Source organism: Desulfomicrobium orale DSM 12838 (assembly GCF_001553625.1).
In the GTDB taxonomy this organism is placed as follows: Bacteria; Desulfobacterota; Desulfovibrionia; order Desulfovibrionales; family Desulfomicrobiaceae; genus Desulfomicrobium; species Desulfomicrobium orale.
This window is the reverse complement of the sequence record NZ_CP014230.1, coordinates 2,475,967-2,502,629: the sequence shown is the minus strand read 5'-3', so window position 1 is coordinate 2,502,629 and position 26,663 is coordinate 2,475,967. Positions and strand designations below refer to the sequence as shown.

General features: G+C 61.4%; 24 protein-coding genes, 1 tRNA gene and 1 pseudogene. 23 read left to right on the top strand and 3 right to left on the bottom strand.

Annotation, left to right across the window (positions count from 1 at the left end; translation table 11 throughout):
- Positions 1 to 6: 6 nt before the first annotated feature.
- Together AXF15_RS11715 and AXF15_RS11710 are read right to left on the bottom strand one after the other, a co-directional pair.
- Complete coding sequence (locus tag AXF15_RS11715; RefSeq protein WP_066607739.1) at positions 7 to 723, bottom strand: hypothetical protein; 717 nt, start codon at positions 721 to 723, stop codon at positions 7 to 9.
- On the bottom strand, positions 720 to 1,349 hold the full coding sequence (locus AXF15_RS11710) for an arylesterase (RefSeq protein ID WP_151192374.1): 630 nt from the start codon (positions 1,347 to 1,349) through the stop codon (positions 720 to 722). The genes AXF15_RS11715 and AXF15_RS11710 overlap by 4 nt, the downstream gene beginning before the upstream one ends.
- Between AXF15_RS11710 and AXF15_RS11705 the strand changes: the two genes are divergently transcribed.
- From AXF15_RS11705 to AXF15_RS11610, 22 genes and pseudogenes are all read left to right on the top strand, one after another.
- The gene (locus AXF15_RS11705; RefSeq protein ID WP_066607736.1) at positions 1,348 to 2,022 is read left to right on the top strand and encodes an ABC transporter ATP-binding protein; all 675 of its coding nucleotides are present in this window, start codon (positions 1,348 to 1,350) and stop codon (positions 2,020 to 2,022) included. The genes AXF15_RS11710 and AXF15_RS11705 overlap by 2 nt on opposite strands.
- Positions 1,974 to 2,687: pseudogene (locus AXF15_RS14865) on the top strand (ABC transporter permease); the annotation flags it as partial. The gene AXF15_RS11705 and the pseudogene AXF15_RS14865, both read left to right, overlap by 49 nt.
- 3 nt (positions 2,688 to 2,690) lie before the next feature.
- Complete coding sequence (locus AXF15_RS11700) at positions 2,691 to 4,532, top strand: ABC transporter permease (RefSeq protein ID WP_417926400.1); 1,842 nt, start codon at positions 2,691 to 2,693, stop codon at positions 4,530 to 4,532.
- 89 nt (positions 4,533 to 4,621) lie between these two features.
- Positions 4,622 to 4,705 (top strand) — tRNA-Leu (locus tag AXF15_RS11695).
- Positions 4,706 to 4,774: 69 nt separating this feature from the next.
- Entirely contained in the window at positions 4,775 to 6,082 is a 1,308-nt protein-coding gene (gene tig / locus AXF15_RS11690) for a trigger factor (RefSeq protein ID WP_066607732.1), read from the top strand.
- 274 nt (positions 6,083 to 6,356) lie between these two features.
- The gene (clpP, locus tag AXF15_RS11685; RefSeq protein WP_066607729.1) at positions 6,357 to 6,953 is read left to right on the top strand and encodes an ATP-dependent Clp endopeptidase proteolytic subunit ClpP; all 597 of its coding nucleotides are present in this window, start codon (positions 6,357 to 6,359) and stop codon (positions 6,951 to 6,953) included.
- A 13-nt stretch (positions 6,954 to 6,966) separates the two neighbouring features.
- The gene (gene clpX, locus AXF15_RS11680) at positions 6,967 to 8,211 is read left to right on the top strand and encodes an ATP-dependent Clp protease ATP-binding subunit ClpX (RefSeq protein ID WP_066607727.1); all 1,245 of its coding nucleotides are present in this window, start codon (positions 6,967 to 6,969) and stop codon (positions 8,209 to 8,211) included.
- 12 nt (positions 8,212 to 8,223) lie between these two features.
- Positions 8,224 to 10,668, top strand: a complete 2,445-nt coding sequence (gene lon, locus AXF15_RS11675) for an endopeptidase La (protein ID WP_066607721.1) — start codon at positions 8,224 to 8,226, stop codon at positions 10,666 to 10,668.
- 105 nt (positions 10,669 to 10,773) lie between these two features.
- Positions 10,774 to 11,292 (top strand): thiol peroxidase, encoded by a 519-nt coding sequence (tpx, locus tag AXF15_RS11670; RefSeq protein WP_066607718.1) that lies wholly within the window; start codon positions 10,774 to 10,776, stop codon positions 11,290 to 11,292.
- A gap of 103 nt (positions 11,293 to 11,395) precedes the next feature.
- On the top strand, positions 11,396 to 11,902 hold the full coding sequence (locus AXF15_RS11665) for a ferritin (protein ID WP_066607715.1): 507 nt from the start codon (positions 11,396 to 11,398) through the stop codon (positions 11,900 to 11,902).
- A gap of 117 nt (positions 11,903 to 12,019) precedes the next feature.
- Positions 12,020 to 12,532, top strand: a complete 513-nt coding sequence (locus tag AXF15_RS11660; RefSeq protein WP_066607713.1) for a DUF2062 domain-containing protein — start codon at positions 12,020 to 12,022, stop codon at positions 12,530 to 12,532.
- Positions 12,510 to 13,307, top strand: a complete 798-nt coding sequence (rsmA, locus tag AXF15_RS11655) for a 16S rRNA (adenine(1518)-N(6)/adenine(1519)-N(6))-dimethyltransferase RsmA (RefSeq protein ID WP_236884779.1) — start codon at positions 12,510 to 12,512, stop codon at positions 13,305 to 13,307. Before AXF15_RS11660 ends, rsmA begins: the two co-directional genes overlap by 23 nt.
- A gap of 227 nt (positions 13,308 to 13,534) precedes the next feature.
- Entirely contained in the window at positions 13,535 to 13,807 is a 273-nt protein-coding gene (locus AXF15_RS11650) for an HU family DNA-binding protein (RefSeq protein WP_066607708.1), read from the top strand.
- 22 nt (positions 13,808 to 13,829) lie between these two features.
- Positions 13,830 to 14,000, top strand: coding sequence for a hypothetical protein (locus AXF15_RS14305; RefSeq protein WP_169793662.1), 171 nt, complete (start codon positions 13,830 to 13,832; stop codon positions 13,998 to 14,000).
- 137 nt (positions 14,001 to 14,137) lie between these two features.
- Positions 14,138 to 14,338 (top strand): 30S ribosomal protein S21, encoded by a 201-nt coding sequence (gene rpsU / locus AXF15_RS11645; RefSeq protein ID WP_066608970.1) that lies wholly within the window; start codon positions 14,138 to 14,140, stop codon positions 14,336 to 14,338.
- Positions 14,338 to 14,784, top strand: coding sequence for a GatB/YqeY domain-containing protein (locus AXF15_RS11640; RefSeq protein WP_066607705.1), 447 nt, complete (start codon positions 14,338 to 14,340; stop codon positions 14,782 to 14,784). The genes rpsU and AXF15_RS11640 overlap by 1 nt, the downstream gene beginning before the upstream one ends.
- 5 nt (positions 14,785 to 14,789) lie before the next feature.
- The gene (locus tag AXF15_RS11635) at positions 14,790 to 17,081 is read left to right on the top strand and encodes an endonuclease MutS2 (protein WP_066607704.1); all 2,292 of its coding nucleotides are present in this window, start codon (positions 14,790 to 14,792) and stop codon (positions 17,079 to 17,081) included.
- 142 nt (positions 17,082 to 17,223) lie between these two features.
- Positions 17,224 to 18,921 carry a DNA primase gene (gene dnaG / locus AXF15_RS11630; protein ID WP_066607701.1) on the top strand — a complete coding sequence of 566 codons (1,698 nt, stop codon included), beginning with the start codon at positions 17,224 to 17,226 and terminating at the stop codon, positions 18,919 to 18,921.
- 44 nt (positions 18,922 to 18,965) lie between these two features.
- Positions 18,966 to 20,732, top strand: a complete 1,767-nt coding sequence (gene rpoD / locus AXF15_RS11625) for an RNA polymerase sigma factor RpoD (RefSeq protein WP_066607698.1) — start codon at positions 18,966 to 18,968, stop codon at positions 20,730 to 20,732.
- Positions 20,733 to 20,744: 12 nt separating this feature from the next.
- Entirely contained in the window at positions 20,745 to 21,455 is a 711-nt protein-coding gene (locus tag AXF15_RS11620; protein ID WP_066607696.1) for a thermonuclease family protein, read from the top strand.
- 73 nt (positions 21,456 to 21,528) lie between these two features.
- Positions 21,529 to 21,720: a hypothetical protein gene (locus AXF15_RS11615; protein WP_066607694.1), complete on the top strand. Its 192-nt coding sequence runs from the start codon at positions 21,529 to 21,531 to the stop codon at positions 21,718 to 21,720.
- The gene (locus AXF15_RS11610; RefSeq protein ID WP_066607692.1) at positions 21,714 to 22,481 is read left to right on the top strand and encodes an HD domain-containing protein; all 768 of its coding nucleotides are present in this window, start codon (positions 21,714 to 21,716) and stop codon (positions 22,479 to 22,481) included. Before AXF15_RS11615 ends, AXF15_RS11610 begins: the two co-directional genes overlap by 7 nt.
- On the opposite strand, the gene AXF15_RS11605 is transcribed toward AXF15_RS11610, so the two are convergent.
- Positions 22,468 to 23,679 (bottom strand): biotin--protein ligase, encoded by a 1,212-nt coding sequence (locus AXF15_RS11605; RefSeq protein ID WP_151192373.1) that lies wholly within the window; start codon positions 23,677 to 23,679, stop codon positions 22,468 to 22,470. The genes AXF15_RS11610 and AXF15_RS11605 overlap by 14 nt on opposite strands.
- A 222-nt stretch (positions 23,680 to 23,901) precedes the next feature.
- On the opposite strand from AXF15_RS11605, the gene AXF15_RS11595 reads away from it, so the two are divergent.
- A complete protein-coding gene (locus AXF15_RS11595; RefSeq protein WP_066607686.1) occupies positions 23,902 to 26,568 on the top strand; it encodes a valine--tRNA ligase in 2,667 nt (888 codons plus the stop codon).
- The last annotated feature ends 95 nt before the right edge of the window (positions 26,569 to 26,663 follow it).

Genomic DNA, 26,663 nt, shown 5'->3' with positions numbered 1-26,663 from the left:
CGCTCGTTATTGTAGTCTGTCCGTTGGAGCCGGGCCGGGTTCATGCACGCCGAATTGGTCCAGCTGCCATGCCACGTCCTTGCCGGTCATACGCTGTTTGCGCGTGACCATCCACCATAAACCTTTCCAGCGCCAGCCCGGAATGGACTGTATGTAACGGCCCTGGCGGGTCAGTGCCCTGATCACAAGATCCGCTGTGCCGCCGGCGGACTCCCGCGGTTCGAGGCCGGTACGCCGCTCCAGGGTCCGGCATCCTTCGCCGTGCAGGTCATGAATCCGGTTCAGTCCGCTACCGGGGAAGCTTTGCACGAAGGCGCCCGGAGGCACGGGCAGGGTGTGGGCCTCGGCCGCGTTGGTGGTGGTTACACTGGTGTTGTCGTCGTAGATGGTCACCAGTTCGGTGAAATGCCTGCCCATGCCCGAGTAGAAAACCAGGTAAGTACACTTCCGCGTATTTTTCCAGGTCCGGCAGAAAAGAAGACGCCCGGCGTCCATGACATCGAAATCGAACATCAGATCGTCTTTGTATTCGTGCTCCTCAGCCCACGTTTCCACCTCGCGCATGGGCTGACGGATGGCCGGATCCGCCGGAGCACGGAGCCGGGCATGGATTTTCCCTTCGGGATCGGCCAAAGCCCGTACGGTGGCACCGATGATCTTGGCGGACAGAAGCCACAGTCCCCCAAGGGCGGCCGCGAAGATGAGGGCGGCGATCATGGTCATTTCGGCGTCGCGTCCAGTTTGTCCAGTTCGGTTTCGACCAGGGGCAGGATACCGTCCACGATGCGGGCTACCCCGCGCGCATTAGGGTGCAGACCATCTTCCAGAACGAGGCTGCTGTGGCCGATGACTCCTTCGAGAAAAAAAGGATAGAACGGTAAGGAGTATTGGCGGGCCAGCTCGGGAAAAGCCGCCTCGAACCGCTCTTTGTAGTCCTCACCCCAATTGACCGGGGCGTGTATTCCGGCCAAGATGACCGCCGCTCCCGCTTCACGGCACTGTCTGATCATGGCGTCCAGATTGGCGCGGGTCCGGTCCGGAGCCAGGCCCCGCAGGCCGTCGTTGGCTCCCAGTTCCAGAATGACCAGCCGGGGTTTTTCCTCCAGAGACCAGCCCAGCCGGGCCAGCCCGCCGGATGTGGTGTCTCCCGAAACACCCGCGTTGGTCACCCGGACCGCCCGTCCTGCGTCCTGGAGGCGTTTTTCCAGTTGAGCGGCGAAGGATTCCGCGGCGGGCAGGCCGTAGCCGGCGGTGAGGCTGTCGCCGAAGGCGAGAATGTGGATTGGTTCCGCCGCCCGCGCGGGCAGGGCCAAAGTCATGAGACCAACCCAGAAAAGGACGTGGGGCATGAGTTTTCCTTCTGTGGATTTGTGCGATGTTCGTGTGACGCTAACCGCCGGAGTGGAGGCGGTCAATATATTGCATGGGGTGAGCCTGCGCGTGGAAAAGGGTCAGACTCTGGCCGTGACCGGGCCTTCGGGCTCGGGCAAGACCACCATGCTCATGCTCATGGCCGGACTGGAGCGCCCCTGCTCCGGCCAGGTGCGGATGGCGGGAGTGGATCTGGGCGGCCTGGGCGAAGACGCCCTGGCCCGGTTCCGGCGCGAGCATCTGGGTATCGTGTTTCAGGCATTTCATCTCATTCCGACCATGACCGCCCTGGAGAACGCGGCTCTGCCTCTGGAATTTGCCCATCATCCGCAGGCTCTGGAACTGGCCAGAGCCGCCCTCGATCAGGTGGGGCTCGACGGCAGGCGCAATCATTATCCGTCCCAGCTTTCCGGCGGCGAGCAGCAGCGCGTGGCCCTGGCCAGGGCGTTTGCTCCCCGGCCGTCCATCATTCTGGCGGATGAGCCCACGGGCAATCTGGACGCGGACACCGGGCGACGGGTCATGGAATTTCTGTTTTCCATGCAGGAGGAGGACCAAACCACGCTGGTTCTGGTGACCCACGACCCGGCTCTGGCCGGACAATGCCAGCGTCAGGCCGTCATGCGCGCGGGCCGTCTGGAGGAACGGTGAGTCCGAAGGACTGGATGGCGGCCCTGCGGGTGGCCGGGCGGGAGTTGCGGGCCGGAATCCGCGGTTTCGGCGTGTTTCTGGGATGCCTTTTTCTGGGCGTTCTGGCCATCAGTGCCGTGGGCTCCGTGGGGCGGGCGCTGGAAGAAGGACTGTCCCGCGACGCCAGAGCCATCCTCGGCGGAGATGTGAGCGTGGCCCTGACCTCACGGGAGGCATCCGGGGAAGAGCTCGCCTATCTGGAAAGCCTCGGCTGCGTGGCCCGGACATACTCCTCGCGGGCCATGGCCCGGACGGGCAACGCGTCCATTCTGGCGGACGTCAAGGGCGTGGACGGCTCTTATCCTCTGTATGGGGAGGCCGTGGTGGAAGGCTCCAGCCTGCGCGAGGCCCTCGCGCCCGGGAAGGATCTGCCCGGAGCCGTGGCCGACAGGGCGCTGTTCACCCGGCTCGGCCTGTCCGTGGGCGATACGATTCAGGTGGGCGGGGCGCGTTTCCGCCTGACGGGCGTGCTGCTGCGCGAACCGGACCGTATCGCGGGCGTCCTGAGCCTGGGTCCGCGCGTCATGACCTCGGCGGAGGCCTTCCGGCTAACCGGCCTGATCAGTCCCGGCAGCCTGTTCCAGTCCGAGTATCTGTTGCGGCTGTCTTCCGGCGTCGCGGCGGAGGCTGTGGAAGCGATCCGGACACGGTTTCCCGATGCCGGATGGCGGGTGCGCGATTTTTCCAACGCCGCGGCCGGAGTGCGGACCACTCTGGAGCGGTTGCGCGTGTATCTGACTCTGGTGGGGCTGACCGCCCTGCTGGTGGGCGGACTGGGCATCGCGGGCGGGGTGCGCGGCTACCTCGAAGGCCGTCTGGTCCACATGGCAGCCATGAAGTGCATGGGCGGCTCCACGCGGACGCTTTTTGCCTCGTACCTGCTGCAGATTCTGGCTCTGGGCGCTCTGGGCGCGGGGGCGGGCATGATCGCCGGGGGCATGGCTCCCTGGATTCTGGCCCGTCTGGGCGGGGACGCGCTGCCCATCCCCATCGAATCCGGCCTGTACGCGGCGCCTCTGGTCCAGGCCTCCCTGTTCGGTTTGCTCACGACTCTCGCTTTTGCCATGCCGCCTCTCTTTCGGGCGGTACTGGTCCGGCCTGCGGGTATATTCAGAGGATATGTGTCCGCCGGCGCGAAACCCCTGCCGCCTGTCGCTCTGGTTTTTTCAGGTCTGTTTTTTCTGCTGCTCGCTGGTCTTGTATTCCTTTTTTCGGACGATTCCCGGCTGTCGGGCTGGTTTGTGGGCGGAGTCGCCGCAGCCTGGCTGCTTTTCAGAGGCATGGCCGCCCTGATCCGCTGGCTGGCGGGCAAAGCGCCGCGTCTGCCTCTGCCCAGCCTGCGCGTGGGCGTGGCCAGTATTCACCGGCCGGGGTCGCCGGGAGTAAGCTTGGTTTTTGCCCTGGGGTTCGGCCTCACGGCCCTGGTTGCCGTGGTCATGGTCAATGCCAGTCTGGACCGCAGCCTGTCCGTGGAACTGACTCGGCAGGCTCCGGCTTTTTTCTTCATGGACATCCGGGGGCACGAGGCGGACGGCTTTCGCGAAGCGGTTCTGTCCGTCCCCGGGGTGGAACGGCTGGATTTGCGGCCCATGGTCCGGGGTCGCATTGTGCGCATCAAGGATGTGCCTGTGGAAAACGCGACCATCTCCGAGGACACCCGGTGGGCCGTGCGCGGAGACCGGGGTTTCTCCTATGGCCCGGATTTTCCCGAGGGCAGCGAACTGGTCCGGGGCTCGTGGTGGGAAAAGGACTATGCGGGGCCGCCGCTTGTTTCCCTGACCTCGGATCTGGCCCGGGGCTTCGGCGTGGACATCGGCGATACTCTGACGGTCAATGTGCTGGGGCGGCCCCTGACCGCCACGGTGGCCAGCATCCGGGACGTGAACTGGCGGACTCTGGCCATGCAGTTCGCTGTCATCTTTTCGCCGGGCGTGCTGGAGAAGGCCCCGCAGAGCTGGCTCGGCGCAGCCTACGGCGTGGGTGACGAACATCTTCTTTTTTCTCGCGTCACGGAGAAATTCCCGGATGTGGCCGTGGTCACGGTCCGGGATGTGCTGGAGAGCGCGGCCGTCATGATGCGGCGCATGTCCAGAGCCTTTCAGGTCATGGCGGGACTGGCCCTGGCCGTGGGACTGCTGGTTCTGGGCGGGGCGTTTTCCGCGGATCAGCACCGCCGCATTTACGACAGCGTGATTTACAAGGTCTGCGGCGCCACCCGCCGGGATATTCTGACGGTTCTGGCTGCGGAGTTTTCTCTGGCCGGGCTGTTCACGGGTCTGGCCAGTCTGGCGCTGGGTACTCTGGCCGCCTGGGGCGTGGTCAGCGGGCTTTTGCAGATGCCTTTTGCGCCGGATCTGGGCCTGAGTCTGCTGACGGTGCTGGGCGGAACAGGCGTTTCCCTGGTTATCGGCCTGCTCGGTACTTGGCGGGCTCTGGGACGCAAGGCCGCGCCGCTTCTGCGTAACGAGTAGCCTTGGGCGGACGCGCAGCCGGAGGACCGTCCGGCGCCGTGCGCGTTGACAGGCGCGGAAAGGCGGGGCTATACGGCGTCTCTTGCCGGGCGGGCGTGGCGGAATGGTAAACGCATCAGCCTTAGGAGCTGACGCCAAAAAGCTTGTAGGTTCGAATCCTATCGCCCGCACCACAGACTACACCCCGGCAGGGTGTTCCGGCCGCCTGGACTCCCCGCCCGCCAATACAGGAGTGGAATCATATGGAATACAAAGTGGAAGAACTGTCCCCGTCCAGACGCGCGATCAAGGTGGATGTGCCTGCCGAAGAAGTGAACGCCTCGCTGTCCGCCACCGTGGCCTTGTACCGCAGGGGCGCGGACATCAAGGGCTTCCGCAAGGGCAAGGTTCCTTCCTCCGTGGTGGAGGCCAGGTTTCGCAAGCAGATCTACGGGGAAGCCACCAGCGATCTGATCAACTACCACATAAACGAGATCATGGGCGAGCTGGGCCTGTCTCCGCTGTCCAGAATCGATGTGGATGCCCGCGAGATGGAACGGGACGAGGATTTTTCCTACAGCTTTTCCTTTGAAATCGCTCCCAAATTCGACCTGCCCGAATACAAGGGGCTGTCCGTGGAAGAAGAGGAAGTGACCGTGGATCCGGAGCAGGTCCAGGGTGTCATCGACCGCATCCGCCGGAGCATGGCCAAGACCGTGATCGTGAAGGAAGAGCGTCCCGTCGCCGGCGGGGATATTGCCGTCATCGACTTTCAGGCATTCCAGGACGGGAAACCCATGGACGGCATCATGGCCAACAAGTTCGAGCTGCCTCTGGGCGAGGGCAATTCTCTGGCCGAATTCGAGGATATCGTCATCGGCATGACTCCCGGCCAGACCACCGCGCGGGAGCTGACGTTCCCCAAGGATTTCATCAACGACAAGCTGGCCGGGCAGACCGTGGACATGCGGGTCACCCTGCACGCCATCAAGGTACGCGAACTGCCTGAGGTCAATGACGAGTTCGCCGAGCTGGCCGGCAATTATTCCTCGGTGCGGGAGATGGAGGAAGCCATCGAGAAATCCTATCTCGCCACCCGCAAACAGCTGGTCAAGGGCGACGCCCAGAAGAAGCTGCTGGATCAGATCAAGGCCGCCGTGGATTTCGAGCTGCCCGGAAGCGTGCTCGAAGAGCAGATCGACAGCCAGATCATGGAATTGCGGGACAAGCTTGAACGCCAGGGCAAGAGCCTCGACTCGCTGGGCCTGAGCCGGGATGAACTGCGCGCCCAGGAACGTCCTGTTGCCGAGGAAGTGGTGAAGTCTTCTCTGGTGCTTCTGGCCATCGCCAACGCCGAGGGACTGACCGTGGAACCGCAGGAAGTGGACTTGGTGTTGCAGAAGATGGCGGCCTCCACAGGCCAGGACTTTCATTCCATCAAGGACTACTACGAACAGCACAACCTGATGATCCCCCTCAAGGATCGGGTGCTGGCGGACAAGGCCATGGACATCATCTATTCCAGCGCGCAGGTGTCCACGGTTCCTTCCCGCGCCGGAGAAAGCGCCTGAGTCTCCCGGCAGCGGCTCCCCGACTTCATGCCGGGATGTCCGGACATTCCTTTTGCTTCTGGCAGAGCCCGGAACCTCTTGACAGAGTGGTTCCGGGCGTTACTTTTTCTTGCTTTCGCGCCTGTCTGGTTTATCTCCACATAAAATTCGAGTCTGAGTTTCTTCTGGAGAAATTGATTGATCGCCGGCCTTGCCGGAAATACTGTTGATTCCTTACCGCCAGCGCCGCACCGTCCGGTCTGCGGGCCTGCGGATGAAACATCGAGGAGCATCCATGGTCAGAAATTCCGTCTTCGTCATCGAAAACACCGGCCGCGGTGAACGGATGTACGATATTTATTCCCGGCTGCTGAAGGACCGCATCGTTCTTCTGGGTACGCCCATCGACGATCATGTGGCCAATTCCATCTGCGCCCAGCTGCTTTTTCTGGAGTCCGAAAACCCGGAGAAGCAGATCAATATGTATATCAACTCGCCGGGCGGTTCCGTGACCGCGGGCATGGCCATATACGATACCATGCAGTACATCTCCGCCCCCGTGGCCACCCTGTGCATCGGCCAGGCCGCGAGCATGGGCGCCGTGCTCCTGGCCGCCGGGGAGAAGGGCATGCGCTACAGCCTGCCCCATTCGCGCATCATGATCCATCAGCCCATGGGCGGATTTCAGGGTCAGGCTTCGGACATCGCCATCCAGGCCAAGGAAATCCTGAGACTGCGCGGAGCCCTGAACGGCATTCTGGCCTCCCATACCGGCCAGACCCTGGAGCGGGTGGAACAGGATACGGAGCGGGATTATTTCATGAGCGGCGAGGAAGCCGCCGAATATGGCCTCATTGATCAGGTCCTGGCCTCCCGCAAGGAACTGAAGTAGAGGAGGGGACGCCATGGCGAACGGAAAAAACGGGGGCCAGCTGGCCTGCTCCTTTTGCGGCAAGGCTCAGGACGAGGTCCAGCGGATTGTCGCCGGCCCCGAAGTATATATCTGCAACGAATGCGTGGCCCTGTGCTGCGACATCATAAAGAACGACAACCGCAAGGAAGATGCCGCGCCGCAGGAAATTCCCCTGCCGCAGGAAATCAAGGCCGCTCTGGACGATTACGTCGTCGGCCAGCATGATGCCAAGAAAATTCTGTCCGTGGCGGTGTACAACCATTACAAGCGCATCAGGTATCGCGCCCAGGCCACGGACGACGTGGAGCTGGACAAGAGCAACATCCTGCTCATCGGCCCCACCGGGTCGGGCAAGACGCTTCTGGCCCAGACTCTGGCCCGGATTCTGAAAGTGCCCTTCGCCATCGCCGATGCCACGACCCTGACCGAAGCCGGTTACGTGGGCGAAGATGTGGAGAACATTCTGGTGCAGCTGGTGCAGAACGCCGATTACGATCTGGAAGCAGCGGCCAGGGGCATCATCTACGTGGATGAGATCGACAAGATTTCGCGCAAGTCCGACAGCCCGTCCATCACCCGCGACGTTTCCGGGGAGGGTGTGCAGCAGGCTCTGCTCAAGATCGTCGAAGGCACTCTGGCCAACATCCCGCCCAAGGGCGGGCGCAAGCATCCGCAGCAGGAATTCATCCGCCTGGATACCTCCAACATCCTGTTCATCGTCGGCGGCGCATTCATCGGTCTGGAAGATGTCGTCAAGCAGCGCGTGCAGGGCTCGGTCATGGGTTTCGGAGCCAAGGTGCGTTCCAAGGACGAGAACACTCAAGGGGCGCTGCTGCGCCAGGTGCATCCTACGGATCTCATCCGCTACGGCCTCATCCCGGAGTTCACGGGGCGTATTTCCGTCATCACTTCTCTCGATGAACTGACCGAGGCCGATCTGGTGCGTATTCTGCAAGAGCCCAAGAACGCCCTCATCCGTCAGTACAAGAAGATGTTCGAACTGGAGGGCGTGGAACTGAAATTCACCACCAACGCCCTGAAAGCCGTGGCCGCCAGGGCCATCAAGCTGGAGACAGGCGCGCGCGGCCTTCGTTCGGTCATGGAATCCATCATGCTCGACATCATGTACACCATCCCGTCCATGAAGAACGTGGCCGAATGCGTGATCAACCGGGCGGTGGTGGAGGACGGCAAGGAGCCCCTCATCCTGTTTAAACCCGAGGCCAAAAGCGCCTGATCCGAGAAAGTCATGTCCGAACCGATCGCCTTTTTACGCATTCCCGCGGAGAGCATGTTTCTGCCGCTCATGTCCCTGCGGGAAGTGGTCATGTTCCCCAAGGCCATCGTGCCGTTGTTCGTGGGGCGGGACTCTTCCATCAAAGCCATTGAGACGGCTCTGGAAAAATACGACAAGCTCATTTTTCTGATTTCCCAGAAGGATCCCGGCCAGGAGCGTCCGGATACGGACGGGCTTTTCGACGTGGGTGTGGTCAGCAAGATCCTGCAGATGCTGCGTCTGCCTGACGGCACAGTCAAAGTGCTGTTCGAGGGTCTGTATCGCGCTTCCTGGGACAGAAGCGAGGGCTTGCTGTCCATGGACGAAATCCAGATGGCCCGCGTGTCCGCCCTGCCCGATGTGGCGGGGGCGGACATGGAGGGCGAAGCTCTGGTCCGGACCACCCATGAGGTCATGGAGGAGTACGGCCAGGTCAACCGCAAACTGGCCAAGGAAGCCATTCTGGCCATAACGAGCATAAGCGACCCCGGTCATCTGGCCGATGCCGTGGCGCCGCATCTGAAAGCCTCCTTTGACCGCAAGCAGACCGTGCTGGAGATCCTCGATCCGGTCCGCCGCCTGGAACGGGTCTATGAACTGATCCAGGAAGAGGTGGAGATTTTCTCTCTGGAGAAGAAAATCAAGAACCGGGTCAAGAAGCAGATGGAGGAGAACCAGAAGGATTACTACCTGGGTGAGCAGCTCAAGGCCATTCACAAGGAGATGGGCCGGGATTTCGATCCCAAGGCCGACATGGAAGAACTGGAGGCGCAGCTCGCCGCCAAGAACATGCCGGAACAAGCCCGGGAAAAGGTCCTGGCGGAGATGAAGAAACTGCGCCAGACGCCCTCTTCTTCGGCGGAATACGCGGTACTGCGCAATTATGTGGACTGGATTCTGGCCCTGCCCTGGAACGTGGTGCGCGAGGTGGACACCGACATCGCCGAGTCCCAGAAGATACTGGACGCCGACCACTATGGCCTGGAAAAGCCCAAGGAGCGCATTCTGGAATACTTGGCCGTACAGGCCCTGGTGAAGAAGCTGCGCGGGCCCATCCTCTGCCTGGTGGGGCCTCCGGGAGTGGGCAAGACGTCTCTGGCCAAATCCATCGCCAGAGCCACGGGCCGGGAGTTCGTGCGCCTTTCTCTGGGCGGTGTCCGGGACGAGGCTGAAATCCGGGGGCATCGCCGCACCTACGTGGGCGCGTTGCCTGGAAAGATCATCCAGTCCCTGAAGCGGGTTTCTTCCAACAATCCGGTCTTCTGCCTGGACGAGGTGGACAAGATGAGCACGGACTTCCGGGGCGATCCGTCGGCGGCGCTGCTGGAAGTGCTGGATCCGGAACAGAACATCGCATTCAACGACCACTATCTGGACATGGATTACGATCTGTCGTCCATTTTTTTCATCACCACGGCCAATTCCCTGCAAAGTATCCCTCTGCCTCTTCAGGACCGCATGGAGGTCATCACCATTCCCGGTTATCTGGAAACCGAGAAGGAATGCATCGCCACGGACTTTCTTCTGCCCCGGCAGCTGGAACAGCACGGGTTGAAGCCCGGAAACCTGACTCTGAACAGGGACGCTATTCTGGAAATCATCCGGCGCTATACCCGCGAGGCCGGAGTGCGCGGCCTGGAGCGGGAACTGGCGTCCATCTGCCGCAAGGTGGCCCGGATGCTGGTGGAGGAAAAGGATCTGGAGCGCAATGTCTCCGTGGACAAGGATATGCTCGGAACCTATCTGGGCGTTCCCAAGGTGCGGCACGACCAGCGCGAAGACAAAGCCCAGGTGGGTGTGGCCACGGGACTGGCCTGGACCCAGACGGGCGGTGAGCTGCTTTTCGTGGAGGCTGCACTCATGCCGGGATCGGGCAAGGTGGAGACCACGGGCAAACTGGGGGACGTCATGCAGGAGTCGGCCCGGGCGGCCCTGAGCTATATCCGTTCCCGCTCGGAACTTTTCGGCCTGCGCCGTGATTTTTACAAAGACGTGGATATTCACATCCATGTGCCCGAGGGCGCCACGCCCAAGGACGGGCCGTCGGCGGGCATCACACTGACGACCTGCCTGGTTTCGGCTCTGCTGAACATCCCGGTGCGCAACGATGTGGCCATGACCGGAGAAATCACCCTGCGCGGCCGGGTGCTGCCCATCGGCGGAGTGCGGGAAAAACTGCTGGCCGCCCACCGGGGTCTGGTGTCCCGGGTGCTTTTGCCGGCGGAAAACGAGCGGGATCTGAAGGAAGTGCCCAAGGCCATCCTGAAGGATGTGGAAATCGTGCTGGTGGAGAGCATGGATCAGGTGCTGTGCGAGGCACTGCAGGATGTCACCAGAGAGTCCCTCTTTTGTTCCTCGGCGGACATCATCCCCCTTGCCAAGGGACTGGTCCGCCGGGACTGCACCAATCCTCAATAGTCCGGGCGGCTCCGGGCTTATACTTGGCGCGTGCCACAGCGGTCGAAGAGTCCGGCCGGAATTGTTTCTGATTTCGCCAACGAACAAACCAAAGGAGCGTATACCATGAACAAGAGAAACAATGTGGTCACTTTTCAGGGTAACCCGCTGGTGCTGTTGGGACCGGAAATTACCGTGGGCATGGCCGCTCCTGATTTTACGGTGGTGAAAAACGATCTGGCTCCGGCCACGCTGGCGGACCTCAAGGGGCAGGTGACCATTATCTCCGTGGTGCCCTCCCTGGACACGGGCGTGTGCGATGTGCAGACCCGCCGCTTCAATCAGGAGGCCGGGGCTCTGGGCGGCAAAGTCAGGGTGGTCACAGTCAGCATGGATCTGCCTTTTGCCCAGGCCCGCTGGTGCGGCAACGCGGGCGTGGAGAATGTGCAGACCGTATCCGACTATCAGACAGCGTCCTTTGGCCAGGCTTACGGCGTATTGATCGAGGGGTTGCGGCTGCTGGCCCGGGCCATTTTCGTCGTCGATTCTCAGGGAAAGGTAGCTTATGTGCAGATTGTCCCGGAAATGACTCACGAGCCTGACTATGCGGCTGCTCTGGATGCGGCGAAAAAGCTGCTGGCTTGAGAAAAACGCACTCCGTGTGGAGGGTTCGTGCCGCAGGCCGCTCGCCGGGAAGATTGCGGAGCCGAGAAGTATCTGAACAAAATTTCAAGAAAGAGGTGAAGTTATGTTAAGTCCCAAAATGGAAAAAGCCCTGAATGACCATCTCAACGCGGAAATGTTTTCCGGCTATCTCTATCTGGCCATGGTGGCGTATTTTCAGGACAAAAATCTGAATGGATTCGCGCACTGGATGACCATCCAGAACGAAGAGGAGAACTTCCACGCGATGAAGTTCTTTCGCTACATCGGTGGCCGGGGCGGCCGGGTCTGTCTGGAGGCTATCGAGAAGCCCCAGTCCGAATGGAAAAGTCCTCTCGACGCCATGGAAGCGGCCTTGAAACATGAGGAATATATCAGCGGGCGGGTCAACGATCTGGTCAATCTGGCTGTGGAGGAGAAAGATCACGCCACGGCCAGTTTCCTGCGCTGGTTTGTGGACGAGCAGGTGGAAGAGGAGGAGAATGTGAACGAAGTGGTGCAGAAGCTGCGCCTGCTGGGAAACGACGGCGGGGGGCTGTTCATGCTGGACCGGGACATGGCCGCGCGGGTGTTCACTCCTCCGGCGGAATAGTCATGAAATCGGGCCGTCCGGGCTGGCCATGCAAAACGGGGCCCGAGGCGGCGTTCACATGTATCCGGGGCAGGTAACTGCCCTTTTTCTTGCCGGAAACGAACACGGACCTGGGGCATGGACACATTCTGGATGAAACTCGCGCGGCCTGTCCGCTATGCTTGGCTGCGGATCGTACGAATCAAGGCCCCGGCCGAGTCCGTTGCCCTTGGGCTGGCCGTGGGTGTTTTCATCGGAGCCCTGCCTTTTTTGTCCCTGCAGATGTTTCTGGCCGTGTCCTTGGCTCTGCTTCTCCGGGGAAACCCCGTGGCTGCGGCACTCGGCACATGGTGGAGCAACCCGCTCAACTGGGCCATCATTTTCCCTCTGTTCTACATGCTGGGGAAATTGTTCATCCCCGGTCCCGTGGTGGAGGTGAGCATACACGAGCTCATCCACATGCCGATCATGGACCTGCTGCACCGGGGCGGGAAATGGATTCTGATTACCACGCTGGGCGGGGTCATCGCCGGACTGCCTCTGGCCGTTCTGACATATTTTCTCTCCCTGCGCGGCGTGCGCCTGTATCATGACAGCCGGGCCAGAAGGAAGCGGGAGCGGCAGAGCCGTGCACTGCACAAGAGGCGGTAGTTTTTCCGCGCCTAAACGCTCTCTGGGACAGAATTTTCTGACTGATGCCAATATCTGCCGGCGCATTGTGCATGCGCTCGGTCTGGAACCGGGCGGGGCGGTACTGGAGATCGGTCCGGGCCGGGGGGCGCTGACACGAATTCTGGCCGTGCATCAGGGGCCGGTCATGGCCTTGGAGAAAGACCGGGAACTGGCCTCCTGGCTGTGCCGGGAGTTTCCATCTGTCGGCGTCATTCAGGGCGACGGACTTTCTTTCTGCTGGGAGGGGCTGGCCACGCTGCCGGGTATTTCTGTGGTGGGCAACCTTCCCTACAATGTGGCCTCGCCCATGATCTGGGAAATGGTCAGCCGCTGCCGCTTCTGGAAAGGCATGGTCTTCATGGTGCAGAAGGAAGTTGCCGGACGCCTGACTGCCGATCCCGGCAGCCGGGCCTACGGCGCGCTTTCTGCCTGGGTATCCAGTTTTACCATGCCGCGGTACATGTTCACCGTGCCTCCACATGTATTCCGGCCCCGGCCAAGGGTGGATTCCGCCGTGGTGCGATTCGATCCGCATCCTTCTCCTGCCTGGGACGAGGCCGGATGTCTGTCCCGCCTGCTGAAAACGCTTTTTCAGCAGCGCCGGAAACAATTGGGGGTAATTCTGAAATCCTGTTGGGGCGAAGAGCTGGAGGCATGGTGCCAGCGGTGGAATGTGGATCGGCGGGTCCGCCCGGAAGAGTTGGCCCCTGATATGCTCAGAAGTCTGGCACTGATCACGGCGGCGTGTTTATAGCCCGACCACGTAATGGTATCGGATAAGTCAGGATACGCCTGCCTTTTTGGAAAATTGACTTGACTTTACAGCTGAATTTCTGTTTGCCTGCGTCCTGAATGCTGACGATGTATGAATTTCACATTGTTTATGGTTTGTTCGTGATCAGGCGTGAAAGCCTAATGTCAGGCCGCATTCTGAAATGAAATCCTGTCGGCCGAGATGAACACTGCAAAGGAGGAAGACTGATGACAAAGGCGGAACTGATAGCCAAAATGGCTGAAAAGGCTGGATTGACAAAGGCTGATGCTGAACGGGCTCTGAAATATTTTCTCGATTCCGTGCAGGACACCCTCATCAGCGAAGGCAAGCTCACCCTGACGGGCTTCGGTACGTTCATGGTTGAGGAACGTCAGGCTCGTACCGGCCGTAATCCCCGCACCGGCGAAGAATTGAAGATTCCCGCATGCAAAGTTGTCAAATTTCGTCCCGGAAAGGATCTGAAAGACGCGATCAAATAAAACGATCGACGAAGGGGGGACCATGCTGCACGGGGAAACTGTTCAAAGTCCATTGCCGCAGGATTTGCCGTGGTGGCAGCCTGATCATGCCATTTTTTTCGGTGTTCTGTATGCGGTGCTTTTCATTATCAGCAGTGGAGTGGGCATCGTCATCTTGAAGTCAATCACCGAGACAGTGAAAGAACATCTCTAGACTGTGCTTTCGGGATATACGGAGGGCGCTTCAGGCGCCCTTTTTTTCTTGATTTGTATTCCTGACGCGCATAGGAAGCAAAATCCTTCGCATTTCTGAAATATTGCGGAGGATGACGAGAAGGGGAGGTGATTGATTTGCCAGGTGTATACATGGGTGACAGTGATACGTTCGATTACTCCCTGCGGAAGTTCAAGAAGCAGGTAGAGAAAGCCGGAATTCTTTCCGAGCTGAAGAAACGTCAGCATTTCGAAAAACCCAGCATCCAGAAAAAGAAAAAGGAAGCTGCGGCCAAGAAGAGACTTCTCAAAAAAATTCGCAAGCTTCAGGTGATGTGATGCATCTCGCCGAACGCCTTGAGAAGGACTTCGTGATCGCTCTCAAGGCCAAGAAGACCGAAGAGGTGGCTGTCCTGAGAATGCTCAGGGCGGCCGCCAAAAACAAGCAGATCGAATTGCGCCGGGAACTGACCGAAGCCGAGCTTCTTGATGTTCTGGCCAAACAGGTCAAGCAGCGTCAGGAATCCATCGAACAGTTTTCCGCCGCCGGGCGAACCGATCTGGCCCAAGCCGAAGAACGGGAACTGACGGTTCTGCGTGCTTATCTGCCTGAGCCCCTTGGACCTGCGGAGCTGGCTGATGCGGTGGAGACGGCCATTGCCGAACTCCAGGCCTCCGGCATGAAAGACATGGGCCGGGTGATGAACGCCATTCTCGGCAAACATGCCGGGCAGGTGGACGGCAAGGAACTGAGCACTCTGGTGCGGACTCGCCTTTTGTCCTGATTTCTATGGATCCGCGAATTCTGCAGCTGCTGGAATTTCCCAAGGTTCTGCGGCATATTTCCACATTTGCCATCAGCGAGGCGGGCAGGGATGCCTGCCTTTTGCTTTTGCCGGAAACGGATCTTTCCCGCATCGCCGAACGCTCCTGTCTCATCGAGGAGCTGCTGCGTTTTTCCGGGCACACAGAAATCCGCCTTCTCCCTTTTCCCGACATGGCCGGAGTATTCGCGTTTCTGCAAAATCCTCTGGCAGTCCTCGATCTGGACGGTCTGACCGGCGTGTGGGCCATGCTCAAGGCCGTGACCGCTCTCCGGGACAGTCTGGGAACTCCGGACCCGGTGTTGTACCCGCGTCTGGAAGAGCTGGCCGCCCTGCCTCTTCCGCCCCGGACATGGTCGGCCCTTGGCCGCTGTCTGACTCCTGACGGCGATATCCGGGACGAGGCTTCGCCAGAGCTCTTCTCCGTGCGTCAGGAAATCCGCCGCGTTCATCAGATGTGCACGCGCAGGGTACAGGATTTTTTTCAGAACAAGGAGCTGTCCGGTATTCTGCAGGACGACTATCTGACCATCTCTTCCGACCGGTACGTGCTGGCGCTCAAAAATAACTTCAAGGGACGCTTGAAGGGTATCGTGCACGACTATTCCCAGACGGGGGAAACCTGCTATTTCGAGCCCTATTTTCTGGTGGAGCTGAATAACACCCTCCAGGAATACCGTCAGGAGGAGCGTGCGGAAGAACAGAAAATCCTGCGCTTTCTGACGGAACTCGTCCGTTCCGAAGAATCGCAATTGCACGAAGCGTTCGATGGTCTGGTGCGCTTCGACACTCTTTTAGCCGCGTGCCGTTTCGCCCGCACGGCCGATGCCCGGTGCATCGATATTTCCGGGTCCGGTCGGCTGCGGCTGACGCAGGCCCGCCACCCCCTGCTCGTTTTCGGCGGGGACCCGGTCGTGCCCGTGGATATCGAGCTCAAAGAGGACCAGCGCGTTCTGATCATTACCGGCGGTAATGCGGGCGGGAAGACCGTGTGTCTGAAAACCCTGGGCCTCTTGGCGCTGATGGCTCACGCCGGGTTGCCCGTCACCGCCGCTCAGGGAAGCGAACTGCCCTTCTGGGACAACTACGCGGTGTCCATGGGCGACGAGCAGTCCATTGAGCAGAGCCTGTCCACGTTCACGGCCCAGATACATAATTTCAGCGAAGCGTGGCCCGACATCGACTCCGGCACTTTGGTCATTCTGGACGAATTCGGCGTGGGTACCGATCCCAGCCAGGGGGCGGCTCTGGCCCAGGCGGTGGTGGACGGGCTGATGGAGAAAGGTGCCTGGATCGGTGCGGCCACACATTTTCCGGCCCTCAAAGCGTATGGGCTGTCACGTCCGGGTGTGCGCGCGGCGTCGGTCATTTTTTCTCCGGACACCAAAAAGCCGCTGTTCAGACTCGGATACGATCAGGTCGGAGCCAGCAGGGCTCTGGACGTGGCCCGCGAGCAGGGGCTGCCCGAATCCGTGCTGAGCCGGGCCGAGGAATATCTCTATCTGGATGCGGGAGGCAGCGAAGAGATTTTTGAACGTCTGAACCGTCTGGCTGCCGAAAAAGAGGCCGAACTGGCGGACATGAAGATGAGAGCCCGCGCCGCCGAGGAAAAGATGGCCCGCAAGCTGGAGAGCCTGGAGCGGGAACGAGTCCGTATGCGGACGGAGTTGCAGGCCGCGTCCCAGGAGATCGTGCGCGCGTGGCGCGAGGGGCGGCAAGGGCGCAAGGAGAGCATGCGCGAGCTGGCCCGGCTGCGGGAGAGCGTAGAAGCGGCGGGAGAGGATGGGCGCGAGGAAGCGGCTCTTTCCCTTGCGGATATTGCCCCGGGGCAGATCCTGTTTTATGTGCCGTGGGGCAAAAATGGGCGGGTGTGCGAGGTGAACGCCAGGAAAGAGCGCGTCCGGCTCGATGTGGGCGGCGTGAATTTGTGGGTGGAGGTGCGTGATGTCCGCCCCGGGGAAGCCCGCCAGCCATCCGGCGGCGGGAGTACGCGCCATGTGGCCGCGGACGCGCCACCCCTGCGGCTTGACCTGCGTGGAACCCGCACGGACGAGGCCGAGGCTGAACTGGCCCGATTTCTGGACAGGGCGTTGCTGGCGGGCCGTGCCGAGGTGGAGATCATTCATGGCATGGGCACGGGGGCCGTGCGCCGGGCAGTGCATGAGCATCTGCGCCATTCCCGGGCGGTGGAGAGTTTCTGTCTGGGCAATGCGGACGAGGGTGGCGACGGTATGACCAGGGTGGTGCTGGCCGGATAGTGCCATACCGCTGTTTTTTTCCGGTTTTGCGGAAATTGTGCGGTAGCTGCGAGCCTGTACCTTCCGGACAGCATGGTGGTTTCTGCCTCCGGAGTTCTGCAAAGGCTGACCCGCTCCTTTTGCGGCGGGTGAAGAGGACAGGATGAGCGCGTCGGATTCAGGACTGATCGCCAGAATAAAGACCGCGCTGCGCATTGAGGATGTGGTGGGCCGGTATGTGGAGCTGCGTCCGGCCGGGAGCAGGCTGGTGGCTCCGTGTCCATTCCATCAGGAAACCAAGCCGTCTTTTTCGGTCAATCCCGATGCGGGGTTCTATTATTGCTTCGGATGTCAGGCCGCTGGCGATGTCATTGAATTTTACCGCGCCATCAACGGCCTGGAGCTGGGAGAAGCCGTGGAGGCCCTGGCCAGGGAGGCCGGGCTGGAGACGCGCCGGAGAGCGCCCCGGCGGGAAGAAGGGGGCGTATCCCGGACCATATGTCTGGAGATGCACTCCCTGGCCGCCGGGTTTTACCGTCAGACCTTGAATGGTTCCGCCGGGCGGGCAGCGCGGGAATACATCGCCGGGCGCGGCCTGTCTCCGGAAACGGTAGAGCATTTTTCCCTGGGCTGGGCTCCGGACGGCTGGAACGCTCTGCGAGATTATCTGCGCGCCCGCGGCTTCGGATACGAGGCCGCCGAAAAGGCCGGGCTGCTCAGCCGTTCCGCCAAGGGGAGCCACTATGACCGCTTTCGGGAAAGGCTCATTTTTCCGATCATGAACCTGACCGGCCAGACAGTGGCTTTCGGCGGACGCGCTCTGGTCGACGGTGACGGCCCCAAGTACCTGAACTCCAGTGAAACGCCCATCTACACCAAGGGCGAGCATCTGTACGGACTGTATCAGGCCCGGCGGGCCATTTCGCACCTGAAGAGCGTTCTGCTGACCGAAGGCTACGTGGATGTGCTGAGCCTGCACCAGTTCGGGTTCGGGAACAGCTGCGGTGTGCTGGGGACGGCATTGACTCCGGAGCAGGTGCACCGGCTGTCCGGACTGACCGGAAGGGTGGATCTGGTTTTCGACGGCGACAACGCCGGACGCAAGGCGGCCTTGCGGGCTGCGGAGATGATTCTCGGCCAGGGGCTCCACTGCCGTGTGCTTTGCCTGCCTGAAGGAGAGGATGTGGATTCCATCCTGCAGCAGGCCGGGAAGGAGCGTCTGGAGAGCCTCATGGCCGGAGCCGTGGAAGGTCTGGACTACTGCCTGGAACAGGTGGCGGCCTTGCCGCCGAAGGAAATTCTGAACTGGGCGCGCGGGTTCGTGTCCCGCCTGAAACAGATGGACTGGCAGTCCTACTATCTGCCCCGGCTGGCGGCCGGTCTTGGTCTGTCGGAGGCGGAATTGCGCCGGGAGCTGGACGTGTCCGCTCCCGTGTCCGGCCGGTCGCGTCTGGAGGCCTGCAAGCCCATGCAGGTGGACCGGGAACTTCTGGCTTTTGCCGTGCGTTTTCCGGAATACAGGGAGGCCCTGGCCGGGGAGGAGCTGGACGCGCTGCTTTTTTCCGGCCGCAGCCGGGAATTCTGGAAGAAACTCCGGACTCACGACGAGGCTTCCATCCTGCAGCATCTCGATGCGGGCGAGAGAAAATTTTATGTATCCTGCCAGATGAGAACGGATGTGCACCTGAAGGACGCGGCAAAGCAGTGGCGCGAATTTCTCGCCTATTTCGAGAAGCGGCGCGACGCGCGGGACCGCGCGCCGTTGCGCGACAGGCTGCTGGCGGCCCGGCGGCGCGGCGACTTTCAGGAAGAACTGCGGCTTCTGGCCCTTTATGACAAGTCCTTGTCCCGCGATCAGTGATCGCGGGTGTTCGTATTTTTTTAACAGGCGCTGGGGGAGAGCGGATGAGCAATATAAAAGACGTGCAGCAGATTCAGGCGCTTATCGCCGAGGGAAAGAAAAAGGGCTTTCTGACGTTCGATGAACTGAACAAGGCTCTTCCTTCGGAGGTCAACACCCCGGAACAGATCGACGAGATCATCGTCATTTTCGACCAGCTCGACATCGACATCGTGGACGAAAAGCTGACCGGCGGCATCGAAGTGGCCGAGGACGACGGCGAGGAGGTCAAGGACGAGGAAAAGCTCGAACTGGCCGAGGACGAGGACGGGGCCGACTATTCCTCGCGCAGCAACGATCCGGTTCGCATGTACCTGCGCGAGATGGGCGCGGTGGGCCTGCTGGACCGCGATGGCGAGGTCTATATCGCCAGGAAGATCGAAGCCGGTGAACTGGAGGTGCTGTACGCCCTGGTCGAGGTGCCGGTGGCCGTGGAAGAGCTGATCCGCGTGGGCGAGGATCTGAAAAAGGGACGCATGAAGCTCAAGGACGTAGTCAAGACCATCGAGGAGGACGATCCATCCGAAGAAGAGATGAACCAGCGCGAGCGGGTCATCAAACTTCTGGAGGACGTGAAGAACATTTATAAAAAGCGCCGCCCCCTCTATACCCGCCTGGACGAGTGCGCCACTTTGGAGAAGCGCGTTTTCGGCGTGCAGAAAAAGCTCATGGACTACAAGGACAGCGTGGTTCAGTGCCTGCGCGATATCAAGCTCGAAAAGACCCTCATCGACCGCATCATCGAGACTGTGGGCGATTATGTGCGCCAGATGCATAACTGCAAGCGTGATCTGTCGGCCTATATCCTGTCTCTGGGCAAGTCTCAGGACGAGATCTTCGGCGTTTTCCGTCAACTGGACGAACGCAGCGTCAATCCGGTCGCGGCGGCGGACCAGCTCGGCATGACCATGGAGGAGCTTTTCTCCTTTAAGGAAATGGTCAACGGCAAGATCGAAATTCTGCACAAGCTGCAGGAAAACGCTATGCACGACGTGGACCAGCTGGAGGAAATCCTGTGGCGCATCCGCAAGGGCAACACCAACGCTCTGGACGCCAAGCAGGAACTGATCCGCGCCAATCTTCGTCTGGTGGTGTCCATCGCCAAGAAATACACCAACCGGGGTCTCCAGTTTCTGGATCTGATACAGGAAGGCAACATCGGTCTCATGAAGGCCGTGGACAAGTTCGAGTACCAGCGCGGCTACAAGTTTTCCACGTACGCCACCTGGTGGATCCGTCAGGCCATCACTAGGGCCATTGCGGATCAGGCCCGGACCATCCGTATTCCCGTGCACATGATCGAGACCATCAACAAGCTGGTGCGCACCTCGCGTTATCTGGTTCAGGAACTGGGCCGGGATCCGTCTCCCGAGGAAATCGCCGAGCGCATGGACTACCCGCTGGAGAAGGTCAAAAAGGTGCTCAAGATCGCCAAGGAGCCCATTTCCCTGGAAACGCCCATCGGCGACGAGGAGGATTCCAGCCTGGGTGATTTCATCGAGGACAAGAAGGCCGTGGCTCCGGCCGACGAGGTGGTCAACACCAAGCTGGCCGAGCAGATCGCCCAGGTACTCTCCGATCTGACCCCGCGCGAGGAACAGGTGCTCAGGAAGCGCTTCGGCATCGGCGAGAAGAGCGACCACACTCTGGAAGAGGTCGGCAAGCTCTTCAACGTCACCCGCGAGCGCATCCGGCAGATCGAGGCCAAGGCCCTGCGCAAGCTGCGGCATCCCGTACGCAGCCAGCAGCTGCGCTCCTACTACGAATCCTAGCCGGGCAGAGCGATGCCGTCCCTTCCGCGTGCCGTGCGGTCCGCTTTTTCCTTCAGAGCCGCCTTGGCGGCTCTGTTTATCGGAGTCCTGGCCGTCCTGTGCTTTTTTCTTTACCCGCTTATGGCTCCGGAAGCCGAAATCTGGCGGGTGCGGGTGGCAAGGGTGGTGGACGGAGATTCTTTGGTTCTGGCCACGGGAGAACAGCTGCGTTTGCGCGGCATCGGTGCGCCGGATTTGAAACACCGGGAGCATCCCGAACAGTACTACGGCATGGAAGCCAAAAAAATTCTGGCCTACTCGGTGGCCGGGAGAGAACTGTTTCTGGACCGCGGCGAACTCGGCACGGACCGCCATGGGCGGCTGATCGGCGTGGCCAGACTGGCCGACGGACGCATGCTCAACCTGCTCATGGTTGAGGAAGGGGCGGCTTTTGCCTACCCGCACACCGAAGATCGGGACTCGGGACTGGCCAGCATTCTGCTGGAGGCCCAGCGGGAGGCCATGCGTCAGGGAAAAGGGTTCTGGCCCCGGATTCTGAGCATGCCGTCCGCTTCCGGGGGCTATGTGGGCTCGCGCTCGTCTTTGCGTTTTCACTCCGCGTCGTGTGCTGAGACGGCCAAAATATCGCGCGCTAACAGAATTGTTTTTTCTTCGCTGCGCCAGGCGTTCGATGCCGGATACGCTCCGGCCAAGGAATGTACGTCCTGGCCTGTCGTGCAGTGAGATTCTGTCCGCTGCCCGCCGGATCGCCAAACGAGTCGGTGCGGATTTCCCCAATCACAGGAAGGAGACGCTCATGTCTGAATGGATGGAAATGGGACGCTTCAAGGAACTGGACGAAACAGCCAGAAAGGAGGCCAGCCGGCTGGCCGAGTACGCTCTGGACGTGGCCCTGGACCCGGCCAAGGTCATTCGTTTCGAGGAGGCGGAAGAAGGTTTCCGGCTGCTTGTCGATGAGGACCTGTACAAATTTTATCAGGGATGCTGATTCCTGCCGGTTTCGTGACCCGGCTGGCGCGGCGTCTGACGAATCTGGCCGGGGAGTATGCTGACCGGCTGGGAGAGCGCCGCGCCCATGTGCTGCTCAAGCGTGATCACACCCTGCGGGTGCATGCCCTGGCGGCGCACATAGCCCGGGCCGAGACTCCGGATATGGCGCTCTTGTGCCGGGCGACCGCGCTGATGCATGATATCGGCCGCTTCGAGCAGTTCGAGCGGTTCGGGACGTTCCGGGATGACGAGTCCGTGGATCACGGAGATCTGGGAGCGGAAATCCTGGAAAGGGAGAATTTTCTGGCCGAATGCGGCCCGGCGGCGCGAAATGTGGTCATTTCTGCGGTGTGCCTGCACAACAAGCGGGAACTGCCCGCGCGTCTGGAAGAGCCGCTCGGCACGGTGGTCCGCGTGGTCCGGGACGCGGACAAGCTGGACATCGTCCCCCTGGTGCTGGCCGGGATGGAGCCGGGCCGGGCGGGCGACAAGGTGGTGGCTCTGGGCCTTGCGGATACGCCCGGCGCGTGGAATCCCCATGTACTGGAAACGGTCCGCCGGGGCGGGAATCCGTCCTACGCGGATTTGACCTGCGCCAACGATTTCCGGCTGCTTCTGGCTTCCTGGGGGCCGGGCCTTGAGTTCACGGCCAGCCGGAGCGTTTTCCGCCGCCGCGATTATCTGGGGCGGATTTTTGCCCAGCTCCCGGATATGCCGGAGTTTTCGGCCCTGCGGGCCGTCCTTGTCAGCCGTCTGTGAGTTGCAGCCACAGCAGTCTGTCCAGCGGGCGGAGCAGCTCGCCGTAAATACCGCCGTAGCCTGGAAACTGGCCGAAGAGCTCCAGCTTGGAGCCCTGCAGCGCGTCCGAGGCACTGGCTTCCGGCGAGGAAGGGGAGAGGGCCAGAATCCGGCGTTCCATGATGAGATAGGTTTTGGCCTTGCGGCAGAACTCGGTGCATATCCGCTCGCAGGCATCCCCGTGTTTTTGCCAGTGGACGCGCGCCTGCTCCGTGACCGGCGTATGACGGGCCTGCCAGACCAGGGCCAGCAGAAAATTGACAGGAGAGCCGGGCACGCCGCGCCGCCATCCCAGAAGCCAGGGTGTGCGCCAGAAAAGCAGGAAATGGCTCTGCCCGAAGCGGACCAGGTCTTCCAGGGCTTCCTGCATGGCCGCAAGGCGCGGGTCGTCCCACAGGGCCGCGGCGCTGTCCAGGGACCAGACCGGGACGGACATGCTCCGGGCTCCCAGAAGTCTTGCCAGCAGGGCGTTGGCGTCCGGAGAATCGGGCGACTCCAGATGCGCGTAGCTCAGGATGAACCGGCCCTTTCCATACGTTCCCCGCACCACGCACGGCTCGCCGCGCAGCCGTCCCGGATCCAGATTGATGCCGTACAGGGCTTCCCAGTTCGGTATTTCTTCCGGCGCCACTGCGGACCAGCTCAGGTCGGCGGACCAGAAATCCGGTCCGGGTTCCAGATAGCTCGCCACGATCTCCAGAGGATTTTCCGGGTCGGGCGCGAATTGCGACGGCCACCATACAGGCAGCCGAGCCTCGCCGTCCGTGCCGTTCTCATGCGTGCGGCAGAGCAGATGTCCGCTGAAGTTGGGCAGCCGGTCCCGGGCCGCCTTGCGTGACCATGAGCACAGGTCGAGCAGGGACGTTCTGCCCTGCGAGGCCAGAGCCAGCCCCGCGCCGCCGCAAATGCCGAAATATCCGCCCCCGCCGCGCACGTATTCCCGGATGTTTTCCCGGCCGCCATCGCCCAGAGCCAGAGATTTGAGCCGGGCCCAGCCGCCTGGAACCAGCAGCGTGTCCGGCGGTTCCTTTTGGAGAGCGCCGTGCCGGATGTGCTCCGCCGAAAGAAGGTGCGGGTTGAGCCCCATGCCCGACAGGGCCCGCCAGAGCAGGACCCCCCACAAGTGCGATTCATCCCAGAAAAGAGCCACGTTCCGCATGGCGGCGGCCTAGCAGATCGGGCCGCGCGGAGCAAGCCGGGCTTGCTTTTTGGCATGGCCGCCGGTACGCAAATCCACTTGTGCCGGTCTTTGGCCGGGCCTGGAAAACCTTTTGGCAGCCGCGCCGCTTCTTGAAGATTTCATCGCCGAAAACGCGGGCCGCGCCCGGAAAAATGTTCATCACAAGCCCAGGGCATGGTTCCTGGCATCGGGGAGTTTGCTATGGCCGAACCACTCGCCAAGGGGTACGAACCCGCCGACGTGGAAAAACGCTGGCTGGACCACTGGGCTTCCCACCAGACTTTCACGCCGGACGTGAACAAGGCCGTGGAGCATCCGGGTGAAAACTACTCCATCGTCATTCCGCCGCCCAACGTCACGGGCGCGCTGCACATGGGCCACGCCCTGAATATCACCCTGCAGGACATCATGTGCCGGTACATGCGTCAGCACGGCAAGACCGTGCTGTGGGTCCCGGGCACGGATCACGCGGGTATCGCCACCCAGAACGTGGTGGAGCGCGCGCTTTTGGCCGAGGGGCGCGGACGCGAGGACCTGGGCCGGGAGGCGTTCGTGCGCCGCGTATGGGAATGGAAGGAGGACTATGGCGGCCGCATCCTGAACCAGATCCGCCGCCTGGGTGCCAGCGTGGACTGGACGCGGGAGCGGTTCACCATGGACGAGGGGCTGTCCAGAGCCGTGCGCGAGGTTTTCGTGACCCTGTACGAGGATGGTCTCATCTACCGGGGCAAGTATGTGGTCAACTGGTGTACCCGCTGCCACACGGCTCTGGCCGACGACGAGGTGGAATACGTCCCGGCCAAGTCCGTTCTCTACCATCTGCGCTATCCTCTGGAGGACGGTTCGGGACATCTCACCGTGGCCACCGTCCGTCCGGAAACCATTCTCGGCGACGCGGCCGTGGCCGTTCATCCCGAGGACGGGCGCTACCGCCACGCCGTGGGCAAGCATGTGATCCTGCCCATTGTCGGGCGGCGGCTGCCGGTCATCGCCGATGCCTATGTGGACCGCGAATTCGGCACGGGCTGCCTGAAGATCACTCCGGCCCACGACATGAACGACTGGGAGCTGGGCCGCAGGCACGGGCTTGAGGTCATAAGCGTCATCGACGATCAGGGCCGCATGAACGATGCCGCGCCCAGAATCTATCAGGGCATGACCGTGGACGAATGCCGGACGCGCATCGTGGAGGATCTGCGCGACCTCGGCGTGCTGGAGGCCGAGGAACCCTACGAGAACAAGGTCAGCCAGTGTTACCGCTGCAAGACCACCATCGAGCCCTTCGTTTCGGAGCAGTGGTTCGTGTCGGTGAAGCCTCTGGCCGGGCTGGCCCGTGCCGCCGTGGAGGAGGAACGCACGACCATCTGGCCCGCCCAGTGGAACAAGACCTATTTCAACTGGCTGGACAACATCCGTGACTGGTGCATTTCCCGGCAGCTCTGGTGGGGACACCGCATTCCGGTCTGGACTTGCGGGGAATGCGGCGAGGTGCTGGTAACAAGGGAAGACCCCACGGCCTGCTCCTGCGGCTGCACGCGTCTCATGCAGGACGAGGACGTGCTGGACACCTGGTTTTCCTCAGCCCTGTGGCCTTTTTCGACCATGGGCTGGCCGGACAGGACCACCGAGCTCAAGGCTTTCTATCCCACCTCGCTTCTGGTCACAGGCTTCGACATTCTTTTTTTCTGGGTGGCCCGGATGATGATGATGGGCATGAAGTTCATGGACGACGTGCCCTTCAGGGACGTGTACATACACGCTCTGGTCCGCGACGAGCACGGCAAGAAGATGTCCAAGTCCACGGGTAACGTCATCGACCCCCTGGAGATGATCGACAGATACGGCTGCGACGCCCTGCGTTTCACCCTGACGTCCTTCGCGGCCATGGGCCGGGACATCAAACTGTCCGAAGCGCGCATCGAGGGCTACCGGCACTTCATCAACAAAATCTGGAATGCGGCCCGCTTCGTCCTCATGCACGTGGACGGCACGGAGCCGGAATTCGACCCGGCGGCCCTGAAGGCCCTGCACCACCGCTGGATCCTGCACCGTCTGGAGATGCTCAAGAAAGAGCATGCCGTCCAGATCGAGGGCTACCGCTTCAACGAGGCCGCCCAGGGGCTGTACTCCTTCGTATGGCGCGAGTTCTGCGACTGGTATCTGGAACTGGTCAAGCCCGAGCTGTACGGCGAGGATCAGGAGGCCCGGGCCGCCGCCCGCTCCTGTCTGGTCCGGGTGCTGTCGGAAATCATGATCGTCGCCCATCCCATCATTCCCTTCGTGACCCAGGAAATCTGGTCCTCCATTCCCGCTCTGGACACCGAAAGCTTGGCCCTGCGCCCCTATCCCAAGGCCCGGCCCTGCTGCGAGGACGAAGAGGCCGTGCGGGACATGGAATTTCTGCAGGGCGTCATCGTGGCTGTGCGCAACATCCGCGCGGAGCTGGGCATCGCGCCGGGCGTGCCGCTGAATGTGATGATCCGCGCCGCCGGGACCGAAGGACATTTCCTGCGGGCTCACGAAACGGAAATCATGGCTCTGGCCAGAGTCGGCTTCCTGACAGTGGATGCCGAACTGGCTCCGCCCAAGGGCAGCGCCTCGGCCGTGGTACGCGGGTGCGAACTGTTCGTGCCGCTGGAAGGTGTGGTGGACTTCGCTTCTGAACTGGCCCGGCTGGACAAGGAACTGGGCAAGCTCGGCAAGGAGCTGGATTTTGTGGAGAAAAAACTGGCCAACGAAAGTTTCATGAGCCGCGCTCCTGAAGACGTAGTGGCCAAAGAAAAAGCCAAGGCCGCGGAATTTGCGGAAAAGAAAGCCGGTCTGGAGCGGCTCCGGGCCCGGCTGGAAGAGTTCATGAACGCGAAATGACGGAAACTTTCCCGCATCCCTTTTGAAAACGCTTCATTGACGCCGGACCTTAGCGCGGGCGGTTCATGTTTTGCCCCGGCGCATCGGCGAAAGAA

Bases quoted from the DNA above. Each gene is read 5' to 3' on its own strand.
- AXF15_RS11605 (WP_151192373.1), bottom strand. From the start codon at position 23,679: ATGCGGAACGTGGCTCTTTTCTGGGATGAATCGCACTTGTGGGGGGTC.
- AXF15_RS11705 (WP_066607736.1), top strand. From the start codon at position 1,348: ATGAGTTTTCCTTCTGTGGATTTGTGCGATGTTCGTGTGACGCTAACC.
- clpX (WP_066607727.1), top strand. From the start codon at position 6,967: ATGGCGAACGGAAAAAACGGGGGCCAGCTGGCCTGCTCCTTTTGCGGC.
- AXF15_RS11595 (WP_066607686.1), top strand. From the start codon at position 23,902: ATGGCCGAACCACTCGCCAAGGGGTACGAACCCGCCGACGTGGAAAAA.
- AXF15_RS11635 (WP_066607704.1), top strand. From the start codon at position 14,790: ATGGATCCGCGAATTCTGCAGCTGCTGGAATTTCCCAAGGTTCTGCGG.
- AXF15_RS11715 (WP_066607739.1), bottom strand. From the start codon at position 723: ATGACCATGATCGCCGCCCTCATCTTCGCGGCCGCCCTTGGGGGACTG.
- tpx (WP_066607718.1), top strand. From the start codon at position 10,774: ATGAACAAGAGAAACAATGTGGTCACTTTTCAGGGTAACCCGCTGGTG.
- AXF15_RS11665 (WP_066607715.1), top strand. From the start codon at position 11,396: ATGTTAAGTCCCAAAATGGAAAAAGCCCTGAATGACCATCTCAACGCG.
- AXF15_RS14305 (WP_169793662.1), top strand. From the start codon at position 13,830: ATGCTGCACGGGGAAACTGTTCAAAGTCCATTGCCGCAGGATTTGCCG.
- AXF15_RS11640 (WP_066607705.1), top strand. From the start codon at position 14,338: ATGCATCTCGCCGAACGCCTTGAGAAGGACTTCGTGATCGCTCTCAAG.
- dnaG (WP_066607701.1), top strand. From the start codon at position 17,224: ATGAGCGCGTCGGATTCAGGACTGATCGCCAGAATAAAGACCGCGCTG.
- AXF15_RS11620 (WP_066607696.1), top strand. From the start codon at position 20,745: ATGCCGTCCCTTCCGCGTGCCGTGCGGTCCGCTTTTTCCTTCAGAGCC.
- clpP (WP_066607729.1), top strand. From the start codon at position 6,357: ATGGTCAGAAATTCCGTCTTCGTCATCGAAAACACCGGCCGCGGTGAA.
- AXF15_RS11610 (WP_066607692.1), top strand. From the start codon at position 21,714: ATGCTGATTCCTGCCGGTTTCGTGACCCGGCTGGCGCGGCGTCTGACG.
- AXF15_RS11710 (WP_151192374.1), bottom strand. From the start codon at position 1,349: ATGCCCCACGTCCTTTTCTGGGTTGGTCTCATGACTTTGGCCCTGCCC.
- rpoD (WP_066607698.1), top strand. From the start codon at position 18,966: ATGAGCAATATAAAAGACGTGCAGCAGATTCAGGCGCTTATCGCCGAG.
- AXF15_RS11650 (WP_066607708.1), top strand. From the start codon at position 13,535: ATGACAAAGGCGGAACTGATAGCCAAAATGGCTGAAAAGGCTGGATTG.
- lon (WP_066607721.1), top strand. From the start codon at position 8,224: ATGTCCGAACCGATCGCCTTTTTACGCATTCCCGCGGAGAGCATGTTT.
- AXF15_RS11615 (WP_066607694.1), top strand. From the start codon at position 21,529: ATGTCTGAATGGATGGAAATGGGACGCTTCAAGGAACTGGACGAAACA.
- AXF15_RS11660 (WP_066607713.1), top strand. From the start codon at position 12,020: ATGGACACATTCTGGATGAAACTCGCGCGGCCTGTCCGCTATGCTTGG.
- tig (WP_066607732.1), top strand. From the start codon at position 4,775: ATGGAATACAAAGTGGAAGAACTGTCCCCGTCCAGACGCGCGATCAAG.